Annotated in this window: 7 protein-coding genes; 2 read left to right on the plus strand and 5 right to left on the minus strand. The window is 45.4% G+C overall.

Going from position 1 to position 13,770, the window contains the following annotated elements:
* Nucleotides 1–61: 61 nt before the first annotated feature.
* Entirely contained in the window at nucleotides 62–1,141 is a 1,080-nt protein-coding gene (locus Q0K92_RS05030) for a methyltransferase domain-containing protein (protein WP_297324712.1), read from the plus strand.
* Between the two features lie 8 nt (nucleotides 1,142–1,149).
* Here Q0K92_RS05030 and Q0K92_RS05035 read toward each other — a convergent pair whose 3' ends face one another.
* The 5 genes from Q0K92_RS05035 to Q0K92_RS05055 all read right to left on the minus strand — a co-directional run bounded on the left by Q0K92_RS05035 (nucleotide 1,150) and on the right by Q0K92_RS05055 (nucleotide 10,824).
* The gene (locus Q0K92_RS05035) at nucleotides 1,150–2,151 is read right to left on the minus strand and encodes a glycosyltransferase family 2 protein (RefSeq protein WP_297324713.1); all 1,002 of its coding nucleotides are present in this window, start codon (nucleotides 2,149–2,151) and stop codon (nucleotides 1,150–1,152) included.
* A gap of 63 nt (nucleotides 2,152–2,214) precedes the next feature.
* Nucleotides 2,215–6,861: a rhamnan synthesis F family protein gene (locus tag Q0K92_RS05040; RefSeq protein WP_297324714.1), complete on the minus strand. Its 4,647-nt coding sequence runs from the start codon at nucleotides 6,859–6,861 to the stop codon at nucleotides 2,215–2,217.
* 256 nt (nucleotides 6,862–7,117) lie between these two features.
* Nucleotides 7,118–8,809 carry a GNAT family N-acetyltransferase gene (locus tag Q0K92_RS05045; protein ID WP_297324715.1) on the minus strand — a complete coding sequence of 564 codons (1,692 nt, stop codon included), beginning with the start codon at nucleotides 8,807–8,809 and terminating at the stop codon, nucleotides 7,118–7,120.
* On the minus strand, nucleotides 8,793–10,079 hold the full coding sequence (locus Q0K92_RS05050; protein WP_297324716.1) for an ABC transporter ATP-binding protein: 1,287 nt from the start codon (nucleotides 10,077–10,079) through the stop codon (nucleotides 8,793–8,795). Before Q0K92_RS05050 ends, Q0K92_RS05045 begins: the two co-directional genes overlap by 17 nt.
* The gene (locus Q0K92_RS05055; RefSeq protein WP_297324717.1) at nucleotides 10,069–10,824 is read right to left on the minus strand and encodes an ABC transporter permease; all 756 of its coding nucleotides are present in this window, start codon (nucleotides 10,822–10,824) and stop codon (nucleotides 10,069–10,071) included. The genes Q0K92_RS05050 and Q0K92_RS05055 overlap by 11 nt, the downstream gene beginning before the upstream one ends.
* A 445-nt stretch (nucleotides 10,825–11,269) precedes the next feature.
* Here Q0K92_RS05055 and Q0K92_RS05060 point away from each other — a divergent pair, with 445 nt between their 5' ends.
* Nucleotides 11,270–13,567 (plus strand): hypothetical protein, encoded by a 2,298-nt coding sequence (locus Q0K92_RS05060; RefSeq protein WP_297324718.1) that lies wholly within the window; start codon nucleotides 11,270–11,272, stop codon nucleotides 13,565–13,567.
* The last annotated feature ends 203 nt before the right edge of the window (nucleotides 13,568–13,770 follow it).

The raw sequence follows: 13,770 nt of genomic DNA on the forward strand, positions 1-13,770 counted from the left end.
GGTACACTAAGTTTATTATCTATAACTTCTTTTTTAAAAAACAGTCTTTTTTCTATAACTTATGACGACACTATCAGTTAAACGCTTGCTTGGCCGGATCTTACGGTTGATTGTTCGGGACTCACGAAAGCAAGAAGCAATCAAGCAGTGGGTAAGGCGCGTTCTTTCCTTATTTGGCAAGGGCAAGCAGAGTTGGTTCGACAACGGCCATCTTTATCTTCCGGAAGTCCAAATAAAGCCGCAAGGAACCATTCATAGTGCAGTGCTTCGCGTTATCGCAGTGTCGCCTCAGTACATCTTTGAGCTTGAGCAACTGGATCCCCCGATACCGGCCTACATCCCAAATGAAGCGGGAGATAGGCGGTTGACATTTTGTTGCAACATTTGCGGTGCCACGAATACAGACGTTGCGCTCGATCTCGTCAGTAACCGGGAAGCGTCATCTTGTAAAGAATGTGGATCAAGTCTGAGAGTACGTTCGGTGATCCATGCGTTGACGTCGGAAATTTTCGGTGACAGCCTTCCACTGCCTTCCGCGCCGATATCCAAATCGATTCGCGGCGTGGGTATGAGCGACTGGGAAGGTTATGCCAAGCCGTTGGCAAGAATATTTTCCTATCACAATAGTTTTTATCACCAGGAACCGAGACTTGACATTACCAATGTTCCGGAAAGCGAATTTGAGAAATATGATTTCTTGATTTCCAGCGATGTGATGGAGCATGTTCCCAAGGACGTCGACAAGGCATTCGCTTTCATGGCGAAAATGCTGAAGCCGGGAGGATTCCTGGTGTTGACTGTCCCCTACAAGCCCGACGGGGATCACGAGGAGTTTTATCCGGATCTGCACGAATATCGATTAATAAGCACTGCCGGAAAGACATTCTTGTACAACCGCACGTCTGAAGGTATCGAGCAAATTTATGATAATTTAGTCTTCCACGGTGGCGACGGATTTACATTGTTTATGCGTATGTTCTCCGAAGCAGGTCTGATCAAGATTCTTGAGGATAGCGGGTTTGACGGCGGCATCAAGATTTATCGCGATGACGATCCCCGTTATGGGATTGTTTGGCCCATCTCCTGGTGTCTTACGATTGTGGCACGAAAGGCACAGCATGCTGGCTCCAATCCCGGTTGAGATGCGGTTTACTTTGATCTTGCGTGTTTCTTGATTCGTGCTTTGGCGCAAGAATCGCGCGGTAGCCAAGACATCATTCTAAGCAAATCCAGGCTGGAACACACCCGTTGACGCTGAATTTCTTTTCTGCGTAACAGCTGCGAGCGGATTTGTTTGAAAGCATCGATTTTAGCCCGCATATACAGCCTGAAACGACCAGAGGCAGCAAAGAACACCCCCATATAAAGTACCATGACCAGATGTACCGGTAATAGAAAGGGTATGAGTGGGTTGGGCACATTCTTTATGAATGTCCAGGTGAGGTTACGGTGCCCATGATAAATCGAAAAATCGCTTGAGCGGCCTGTAATGGCTGAACCAACATGATGGACTTTCGCATCGGGTAATAGCACGCTTTTCCCGCCGGCTAGCCGTAAGCGGAAGCCAAGATCCACATCTTCCGAATAAGCAAAGTAAGTTTCGTCAAAGCCACCTAATCGGCGATATGTCTCGGTGCGGTATATCGCAGCAGCTGCACATGCCGAGAAGACTTCTACCGGATACTTGGGTGCGATGCAGCAAGGGGCGCCATGGCCATTGCGCCAATGCAGTCCGGATATATGATAGGCATCACCAAGTCCATCCAATTGTGATGGCTGGTTTGCATCAATCAGCGTACAGGCAAAGCAATCCACATCCGGTACTTGGTTGATGTTTTTTACGATCGCTTCCAAGCATTCCGGTTCCGGGTAAGCGTCAGGATTCAATAAAAATAGCCACTCACCCTTAACATGGTTTTTTACAGCAAGATTGTTGGCGCAGGCGAATCCAATATTGTCGCTCAACTGTACTAAGTGGCACGGAAAAGGTACATTCTCTGTCGCACGCCAGGAATTATCCTGGCTATGGTTATCGACGACAATCACTTCAAAATTTTTATAAGTTTGCTGTGCTAGCGCTGACATCACCTTGGACAGCATAGCGCCGGCGTTATAGTTGACAATCACAATGGAGAAGAAAGGACTCTTCATTAGTGAGCTATCTGAAATAATGCACTGTTAGTCAATATTTCTTATTGTGTGATATGCGAGACATTAACTCACAATCCCGCGGCCACAGTAGTGATCGTCCAGCACCAATGCACTCAGAATGTCTTTTTCTGCCTGGGAAGGGTGCTCGATAAATTCTTCAAATAAGCCGGTTGCAATATCCAGAGGAACTTTGAAATCACCGACTAACTTATCGCGTATCGTGATGGATTGAGTTACAAAATCCATTATTCCTCGTCTGATTTCCGCACGTGTCACCGCGGATTGACGTTCTTCATCTGCAAGTTGACGGAATTCAGGATGAATCTCTCCATTATCTGTCTGAAGGTACTTCACTATTTGTGCATCATCAGAGCTTAATAATTTTTCCAAGGAAAAGCTTTCTCTTAAAATAGCGGGCGAATGTGAATGAATATCAGGATTAATATACTGACAATAGTATCCCTCAGTGATGACCTTGTATTGAGAAGAAACTTGCTCGGCACGTTTGCGCGTCATTAAATAATATCCGTTAATTCTTTGATTGATCATTTCATTCAGATATCCCTGAACTGTAGCTGAGTAACCTATATCAACAATGGCGGCATTAGCTGCCATGTTTAATCCTAGATGGTTCAGATAAGCTAACAATCCGGGACGCTCAGATTGCGCAATTTCCAGAATACGCATTTCCAGGGCCTGCAATACAGGTATGAGATGATCTACTTGTCCATTATCAACGGCAACTAGCTTATTTTTTGGCCAAAGGCCTCGTCGTGCAAGTTCTTCGTACTCTTCATCAGATAACTGCAATCCGTATCGTTCTTGAATAAATTCAGATAGAAGGTTTGGAAAATACTGTACGCGTGCTATTTGAAGAATATCATCAAGGTTTGAAATCATGGGTACAGTGATTGCTCGACGAGAAAGCACCAGGTAGTCAGATGCGATAGCGCTGGCATTATTGGATACCCATTGATCATAAACTATTTTTAGTGTTTGTCCTTCGCGTGCAAGAAAGTACAAACGCTGCATTCCATCGGTAACTGCTTTTTCCGCCAGCCACTGTACAAAGGACAGCACCACAGGTCCGGCGATAGTGAATCCAACCGCCCAAGGCGTGGCAGGGACGAGATCGGCAGGATCGAAATTCGGGAAGAATACAGGGTGAAAATTTGCTTGTGCAATCATGCCAACGGTCAGCTGCCGGTTGAGATCATTGCTATATAACGAACTCTCGATGAGTGGGCTCAAGCGGGGAATGGCTTTTGCCAATTCAACAGGTCGCATGATATGTAGCAACTTCATTCCCAGATTATCAGGAATTTGAACATCAGAATGTTCGTTGTCTCCAATCATCATGACTTCACTTGGAGACACATTTTCATGAATCAACAATTGCCGATAAAAATCACCGGTATCTTTTCTTAAGCCGTTATCGGAAGATAAATAAAACGCATGCCATCCGCTGATGCCGTGGCGTATTAACATCTTTTCGATAACGGGCTTGGATAGGTACATATCACTGGCTAATATGACGCGTTTACCTAAGGAAAGTGCAAATCGTAGCAGAGCGATGACTTCCGGTCGCGGTGTGACGATTCCCTGCTCGATGGCTTCTTCAAGGCTACGCAATTGATTGGCGGCTTCGGGTGAAAGTCCGGATACGATGGAGAACTCTGTAAAAACAGCATCCAGACCAATATCGCGCCCTGCTTTCTGACGCGCTTGAGACTCTGCGATGGCACGAAATTCAAGATAAAGTTTGCCTGACTCACCGCCAGCACGTTGAGCAACAATATTTTTAATCATTTCTGGATTGAGAAGCGGCCGAGTCAGTAACGTATCAAAAATATCGAAAACAACTACACGTAAAGCCGGATCAGCCAGCATAGCATGAGCATTCTTTTGATTGCGCAGTAGATACTGTTCAAAGCGCCAGCGAGACCAGCTAATGGATTTGCTGTCTCGAAGAATGATGGCATCGAATCCTGATCGCTTGGTTACCAGAACAAATAAACGTTCGATACAATGTGCCAAAGTTGCGTCGGTTTGTCCTGTCTCCTCTGGAAAATCCTCAATCTGGATATGCGCTTTGAATAACGGACGCAGAGCTTCTGTTCGGGCCCAGAACATAGATCCTGCTGGTAAATCAAAATATCCTATTGGGATTCTGGTGATACCTAATTTGTGGCACCAGAGATATCCAAGTGCTTTGTTGGAAAGCCAAGAATTGGCAATATAGGATAATTCAGAGAAATTTTGCGGATAAACAAGACCAACAGCTTTTTCTCCGGTCAGGAGCGTGAATATTTTCTGAATTTGTGTTTTGTTTCCTAACAAATTTGTGAGCAAATATTCTCGCCACCCACTCCATACATTGGTTGCATTTTTGTTATAGAGTGATTTCTTACTATGGATATGAGCAATATAATCATAGCGTTGCAGTATCTCTCCAAAAGTACAAAACAGGGGTGCAATATCACGCCCACGATTAGGTACAACGGTAATGGTCAGTTGTCCTAGTTGAGGTAAATGCGCTAAAGCTTGTTTGCATATTTGGCTTGCTGCCTCATCGGGCGTTGAAACAAACAAGTCATAGGGGAACGGCATATTTCCCAAGAATTTTGCAAACTCCTCTGCCAGATCCGCATAGAAAATATGCGCGTGGATTGCAATGCGTCCGGCTGGTGGTGTTTTTAGCGAAGCAATCGTGGAAAGATCCACTATTCCTGCCAGAGAGCCGTAGGAATCTACAGATCCCGGAGCTGAAAAACCAGCCCTGTTTGCACGCCATATCTCATAATGTCCCATCCCGGAGAACAGCGGCCCGGCGATGCGATAAGCTATGTGCAGTACATGGTTGCGCCATCGTGCCGGGAAGCGCCAATAGATGATCTTCAGTAAAGGTAAAATTCTACGGCGCAAGCCATCCCATGCTTCGTGATACTGTCCACGCATTATTCGCACTAGGAATCGTAAGGGAGCTGTGATTTTCCATGAAGTTGACTGAAATAACTGTTGAATGGTGCGATTCAGATCAATGATTATCCTACGTAGTTCATCGCCGGTTTTATGCAAGCTATCAATAGTTTTGTGCAGATCATCAATGGTTTTATGCAGCGCTTGCTCGCGATTGTTACTGGCAAGGGTTTCTTGCTCGAGGCGATGATGCAAAGCAACGATCTGCCGCTCTCTATCGGTTAATTGATTTCGGGTATTCGCGATAAGATTTTCTCTATATTCAATCAGACCATCCAGTTGTGTTCCTGTTAAGAGTATTTTCCATTTATCGAAAATCTTGCTTCTCGATTCCCTCACAAAGCGTTCATCATATTTGAGTCCTATGCCAGAATGGCCATGATTCCGATAAACGGCTGTAATTTTATCGATATGCAGTATTTCACTATGCTGTGTGAGCTGAATCCAGAAATCCCAATCCTCAAAGATTCCAAGATTCTCATCAAAGCCGCAATGATCAATTGTTACCAAAGATTGTTCAAACAACATGGCATGTATCGGAATAAAATTCTTTCCCCAAAGCCGATGCTGATCGAATGGTTCGTTAAATTGAGTGGTGGTTTCAAGTTGCCCATCTGCATAGTATTCAACATGTACACCAGTGTAAGCACATCGAGCATTCGGATGGCTCTGCAAAGCCGTTACCAGGGTTGCGATATGATCCGGATAAAATAAATCATCATCATCCAGGAAAATCAGATAGTTTCCTTTGGCTGAATTCAAGCCGATATTGGCTGCGCTGCTGCGAGTGAGCGATCCGTCACTCGCGATAAGCCGGACCGGAAACCCCCCGCACCATTCGCCGACTTCTTGATGATCTGCACCTTTGGCATTGACGATGACCACTTCAATATTCGCGTAAGTCTGTAAGGCAATCGAGTCCAGTGCATCGGATAATGTCGGACGATCCATACTGCGAATAATGACGCTGACCAGCGGCATGTCGCTGCTATCCAGCACGAGCCCCAAAGCTCTCTGACGCGTGTGTTCCGACTGATAAAGTTTGAGCGGGTCACCGGACAATTCCTCGGCTGGGATCAGGATATAGGCTTCCGCCGCTGTTACGCTGTCGGGCAGGGTATACGTTCGATAACGATTAAGTGCGGCAATATGCAAGTCATAACGCTGTTTTGTATTTTGTGACTCAAAACATGCCATGGCGGCTGCCTTGCGTGCAGTCAGGTCACTGATATCGAGCAACTGGTTGGGACGCAGTGGGACACCTACTTCATACAGCGCGATACGTATTGCTTGGCCGATTCTTCTAACTGCCTCTACGACAGCCATTCCCAGCATCCGGTGATCCGGGTGCATCTCGAAAACGGATGGCGCATACACCAAATCAGCACCGGTTTCGCGAATGGCGGTTAAAATTTCCTGTATCAGTTTTTCGCTGTAACAAACCTGCCGGTCCTGATAGTGCCAGAAAACAGGTATGCCATAGCCAAGGATCTGGGCGGCGGCGATGCTTTCATTCTGGCGCTGCAAGGCATATTCCGAAGTTTTATCTTCGCTGACACCAAATGCGCCATCGGAAACTACAATGACGTGTACCGGAACTCCGTGTTCAACGTGACGCATAATGGCGCCACCGCAACCGAAGACTTCATCATCCGGGTGGGGAGCGAACACGAGCGCCTGTGTGCAGGGGATATTTGTAATAGCCTGATAAGGAACGAGCTTATTTTCCAAGAGATTCTCAGCTTTAGCTTAGGGTTGGTAGTGTGTTATGAGGTGCAAAACAAAGGTAATTATTTTACCCTGAATAATTCCCGGATTTCTAACAGGCCGTTAAAAAACTATCTGCGGTGCTGAAAGCAGGCTCAATCAACATGCGCATTGATCACATATAAACTGCGTTTTTCCGTCTGGTATCGACTACCTCGAAAACGTTTTCCAACGGCCTGTTAATTAGACTGAAAAACGGTTGAATCTGTAGCGCGATGATTTACCGAGAATCCATATCGCCGCTCATTAGCCACCAATGATCTTTTAATGTTTCCGGGGCAGGGCCGTCACTCCAAATATTGGTCGGTATGCGAATGTTGACTGGCTGCCGGGCACCGCCGGCGATTGCAAAAGAGTTTGCAAAATTTTCAGTGATGCGGCAAAACACGCGTGTGGCGCCATGAGCGCCAGCCAGTCGTCTGGCATGCGTAATCAGCAGTGGAATTTCGGCTAATGGCGCGATGACATCAACGATTTCGCAACCTTCAGGATCGTAGCGTAATACCATCACTCCGCGTGCACGCGCGCTGAAGCGATTTTTTACCAGCATGATCTGGTAGTGTTGGGTAGGGTGATCAAGGTAACGGCGTTGCAGATACTGCCAATCGCGTACGCCGATGATTGCTGTGTGCAGATCCGCAGTCATACGTTGCCAGCATGCATTGACAGCGGTTGCTACAAACGTGGCTTGTGTATGATCGATCAGGTGTAGACGTGTTCCCCATAACGGAAATCGTGATCGGGTTTTCCATGAGCATTCAACCATGCGGCCGACTTCGGCATATAGTTTCAATAGTTCGGCTACTTTCATGTGACGGTCGTTTGGGAAGCCAAAACCGAGTAAATAGGCTTTACCATAGCCGATGTAGTGTTCCAGGAAGGTTGCCGTCATCAGGAAAAACGGCCCTTTTTTAGTGAGTATGCCGCGCTCGTTCGAATCTACCATGACATCCCCAATCTGTACGGCGGTTTGAGGCTGGCCAAAGAACAAAATTTTCCGCGGAATACCACCGTAATGCGCGATCAATTGATTGTCCCGCCAAACACCGATCTCACGCCCTGAAGTCGAGACATATTTCCACTGCCAAGTGGCCGGTGTCATGTCGTGATGAAACGTTTTCTTAAATAAACCGAGCATTTCCGGAAGTTGCTGTTTGGTTAAAGCTTGCAGCCGCCATTTGGGCTGCGTTTTTTTTCTGAAGTGCAACAAGACGTAGCGGTAATGCGCACTGCTATGCTTTTTGTGATAAATCGGATTTGATTCATCGGATCGAGCCGGTTGTTCCGCAGTCAAAGCGAGGTCTGTGCTTACGTTTTGTCGGTGAATTGTGGCACCGTGTGATTGGTGATCCGGTGTATTTGCCGGCATGGGGGATAAGTCCATGTGCTCAATCAACGCAAACCCCAGTCGCTCGGCCAATGCAATAATATTGCTGAGCAAATAAGGTGCTGGTGTATCTGTCTCATCGTGCCTGAGTGCAAATTCGCCGGCAATGATTAAATCACCGGATGGCGTCAGTAAATCCAGTGATTTATTAAAAAGCAGCAATGGCTCGATGTATTGCGCTGATTCCAACAGTACAACCGCATCGAAGCTTGCGGGTGGGGCGTCGAAATTTCCTAAGGAATGGTGGTTTGAAGAAGCCGTTGAGTTTGGGGATTCTTGCAAACCGGTGGCCTGCTGTGCGTCGGGGCCGATGTTGTGAATATCATAGCCCTGCTGGGGCAACAGAGCGGTAATATTGCCTGAGCCGGTATCGATTTGCAGGACGCGGCAAGGCGGTGCAGGTAGCCGCGCTGTCAGTAGACTCGTTAGGAATTGTTGCGCTGCTTGCGGATTGGTTTTGTCATGTTGAAACAATTCATCAATATGGTCGGCTTGCATCAAATTTTGATTAGCTGTTTGGATCATTATGGGCTATAAAATTGTTGTTTTCCCACTGATGAGGAATTGAAAAATAGCCTTGCAAGCGGCCGGTCTGCGTTACCTGCAAAACCGCTATCCCTTCCGCTGAATCGTAGACATGTAATCCGCGTTCACACAATAAATAAACATTAATGAAGTACTCGCCTTTTAACAGCGGCAATTGATCCAGCCTGAGGCAAACGTGCCCGGATCCTTCGAGTGTGCGCTGTGAGGTGAAATGATCTTCCCAGGTTGCAGCACTGGTGATAGTCCGCCCATCCTTGGTTTGCAGCGTCATGGCTACGTTAGGGCAAGGCAGTTCGGGATCGGAAACAAAGGTTATCCATAGCATGATACTGGATTCACCGCTGACGACCATGGCGTGTTGTGTATTGATGCCATCCACCTGAAGTTTTACTTTGTCCAGATGTGCGCTGCCCAACGTATATTTGCTGTCCGGGATCGGTACATCGTTATGAGCGATAGGGGGGGCGGGTGTTGAATTTTGTGTACTTTGATCTAGAAAAGCTTGATAGGCGGATACTACTTGGGCGGATTCTCCATCCAAAACAATTTGGCCTTGGTTAATCCAAATGGCCCGAGCACATAGGGATTCCACTTGAAACAGCGAGTGCGAGCAAAACAGAATGGTTTTTCCTGCATCGCGCAGTTGCATGATGCGGGTAAATGATTTGCGTGCAAAGGCACCGTCGCCGACAGATAGCGCTTCATCAATAACCAGAATATCCGGATCGACATTGATCGCGACAGAAAATGCCAAACGCACATACATACCGCTGGAATAGGTCTTAACCGGTTGATCAATGAAATCACGAACGCCGGAAAAATCAATAATATCCTCGATGCGATCAGCAATTTCCGTTGCGCTCAACCCCATGATTGCCGCGCTCATTAACACATTTTCCCGTCCGGAAAATTCGGGATTGAACCCGGCCCCGAGTTCCAACAAAGCAGCCACGCGACCGTTGACCTGTACTTCACCGTGGGTGGGCGTTAACGTGCCGCAAACCAATTGTAGCAGTGTCGATTTCCCCGAGCCGTTTTGACCCACGATGCCGACGACTTCTCCTCGCTTCACTGTCAAATCAATATCGCGTAGCGCCCATAATTCGCGGTAAAACTGACGTGCACCCCACCATTGATGCGGCCATAGGAATTGTTTTAGACGATCTTTGGGGTGCTGGTATAACTGATAGCATTTCGACAACTTAAAGGCATTAATGGCTACCCCAAAGCTTGCTGAATTAGAGGACATCTGCAAATCCTTTCCGTGTTTTTTCGAACCACATCAGGCCAATCCATGCAACCGGCAGCGCAATCAGGTAATAAATAGTGAGACCGAGCCAATCCGGTGATTGGCCGTGTAAAATCACTCCCCGCGTTTGCTCGATGATAAAGGTCAAAGGGTTGAGAAATAAATAATCACGAACAGATTCCGGTAATGCCGATGCAGGATAAAAAATGGGGCTCATAAACAGCAATACGGTCAGGATCAAGCCGATGAATTGCCCGATATCCCGAACAAAAACCCCGATTGAAGCCAGTAACCAGGATAGACCCATAATCAGCAATAGGAATGGAAAGATAATAATTGGTAGATATATCAGCATCCAATGGATTGGGTGGTTAATAATCAACAAGAAGGTCAGCAACACCAGAAAACTGATCCCTGCATGAAAAAGCGCTGAACCTAGAGCCACCCAGGGTAGAATTTCCAGTGGGAAAATGATTTTCTTAACGTAGTTGACATTGGTAAGTATCAATCCCGGTGCGCGTGAGACGCATTCGGAGAACAAATTGAATATGATCAATCCAGCAAACAATAATAAGGCAAAAGCAAATTTGTCATCATAAATACCGGTTTCTTGATCTAAGCGCACCTTAAACACCACGCTGAAAACAAATGTATAAACTGTCAGCATCAGAATGGGATTGATGAATGACCATAGTAATCCTAGGAATGATCCTCTATATCGGCCAATAACCTCCCGTTTGATCATTTGTAAGATCAGCGGGTAGTGCTGCTTTAGGCTACGAAAGATTTTAGAAAAGGTGATATCGAACAGATGCAAGAAGTTGAGTATGAAACTTTAGATTTTGGATGAAATATTATCGCAGATTTTTATGGAAAATAACCATAGTGAAGTAGATTGAATCATTTTGTGGCTGATATAAACTGTGAAATATGTGCGTTTGCGCACGTTTATGGATTTTGTTTTCATGTATAGTGTTGTTGTAAATGAGCAACATGTTGATTGGAAACTTCAGTAGTATTACTTGCAAAGCGTATGGGTTTTGGGCAGAATGCACTTCAACTTGGCTTTTGTGGTATTTTCTGCTAGGAAGAATGTAGGTAGCGCAGAAGTTACATAGAAACAAAGTGAAAAACTTGCAAGTAATTTACTTTTGTAATTAAATTTTTAATTTTTTAATAAGGGAGCTCCCATGGCTATAACACCAACACAACGCGATGATATTCTGAAAGTAGTTGTAGGTTTATTCAATGGATCACCAAATGGTAATGTTTTGACTGAGTTATCAGACTTGGTTAAAGGTGGCACATCAATTGAGGACTTGGCTGATTCGTTGGCTGCGCATTCCGCATTTCAAGATAACATTCTGGCAGGTAACGTAACCATAGACGACCAAGTGGCTATTTTGATGGACCATTTTGGTTTAGTGGCTGATGATGATGAAACAAGTGCAGGTTCTCAAGCTGAAGCATACTTCACGCAGAAACTTGAAGATGGTGAAGGATTCGGTAAGATTGTTTTTGATGCAGTGACTTATCTGTCAAGTGCTGATCGTGCTCCTGAATTTGATGACGCAGCGGCTTTGCTGAACAATAAAATACAAGTTGCAAAATTATATGCTCAATCAAATCCTTCTGATGATCTAGATACAATGCTGTCAGTGTTGAATGGGGTTTCGGCAAGTACTCCTGTTACCCAAGCAGAAGCTTTAGCGTATTTAGATAGCATTGGGCAAGGTTCGAATCCTGGCGGTAGTTTTGATCTTACCTTTGGTGATGATGCGCTTGTAGGTACTGCAGGTAATGATACCTTTAACGGTGGCGTAGTGAACAATGGTGCAGGTACCTTGGTGCAAAGCTGGGAAGATATTGATACCGTTGATGGAGGTGCCGGCACTGATACATTAAATGCAACATTGGATGGATCAGCAGCGATTACTCCAAGTATTTCTAATGTTGAAGTTATCAATATTCGCAACGTTACTGCGGATGCATCAGTTGACTTTACAGATGCTTCAGGTGTGCAGCAAATCTGGAATAATGCATCATCAGCTACTAGGACTTTGACTTATGATGCAGCTCCAATTGCAGCAACTTTTGGCGTCAGAAATACTCAGTCAACAACTGAAATTAATACATTTGATGATGTAACTGGTACTGATGATACCTTGGCGTTGTCAACAGCTGGTGCGGGTAAAGACGATACAACACGTGCAGTTGTTCAGTCGACAACTGACGCGGCTGCCATCGAAGCAATGAGCATTGCTGCGGCCGGTGAAAACTTTCTTGACGTATCGGGATTTACTGCCATTACAACATTGACAGTGACAGGAACAGGATCACTGGATGTGTTGGTTGATACGACTGCACTAGACACAGTTGATGCTTCTGCTAATAAGGGCGGTGTTACCACTGATCTGTCAGCTTCTGCGATTGATTTGACAGTCACGGGTGGTACAGGTGCGGATGATATTACCGCAGGTACTGCAAATGATACGATTGATGTAGGTGCTGGTGATGATAGAGTCGCATTTACAACAGGTACTTTAGATGCTGATGATGTAGTTGAAGGTGGCGATGGAGAAGATACTCTGGCATTGCTTGATGGTGATGATGTTGCAGGGCTAACTGCCGATGGACAAACCGGGTTTGAAGTGCTGGAGTTGGGCGCAGCCGGTGCAGCTGTTACTTTTGATAACACCGACTTTGGATTCACAAAAGTGGTATTGGGAGCAGATTTAACCCAAGACCTGACACTTGAGCATTTGGATGCTACGCTTGAAGTTAAAGACAATCAGGCAGGTGATATTAATGTGATATCAGGCGGTACTGATGATACGTTCGGTTTATCAATTAATGCAGAAGAAGTTGTACCAACTGTAACACTCGCTGCTCTAGATGTGACTGATATTGAAACAGTGAATGTTAGTACAACAGCAGATACAGATGACACAATCTTTACAACGATTGAAACGGATGGTGTAACAGCGCTTACTTTTGCGGGTGCAGGAGATGTATCGATCACAGACATTACCGATGCAGATAATGCAAATAACGGAACTACCAAGATCGCAAGCATTGATCTGACTGATCAAACAGGTGGTTTTGAAATGGCTGCAAATAATCTGGGTTACGGCACTACCTTCACATTGGCAAATCTGGGTGAAACTGCAACAGCAACTTATGATTTTGATGATGATGCTACCAATGATGAAGCCTCTGAATTGTTCGGTGCAGCAGGTTTCCGTGACAGGTTTGAATTTACCACCGAGTTTACCGGTGATGTGGCGATTCAAGGTGTTGAAGTAGGCGGCGATGTCTCAGATGATAAGATTGATTTATCATTCTTTGGCCTGACTTCTGATGATGATCTAACGATTACCGATGTGGCCGATGGTACATTAATAGAGAATGATGCATTCGGTGGTGGTCGTATTCTGTTAGTAGGTGTAACGAGTACTGAAGTTAATGCAACTGACTTTGTATTCTAAGAAGTGATCTAATAAGTGTAAAGTATTAGGTAATTTTTAGATAGTACAAATGTTGTAACTAAAAACGCCCTTAGTTTCCTAAGGGCGTTTTTTATTTCTAGGAGAAAATAAGTTTCAGGATCTTATGATTGAAGACTAGAAATACGATTGCTAGTTGTGTTATATCGTTAATGGTTGTTTCTCTGAAGATTGATTTGGGAAAA

The organism is Nitrosomonas sp. (assembly GCF_024282095.1).
GTDB lineage: Bacteria > Pseudomonadota > Gammaproteobacteria > Burkholderiales > Nitrosomonadaceae > Nitrosomonas.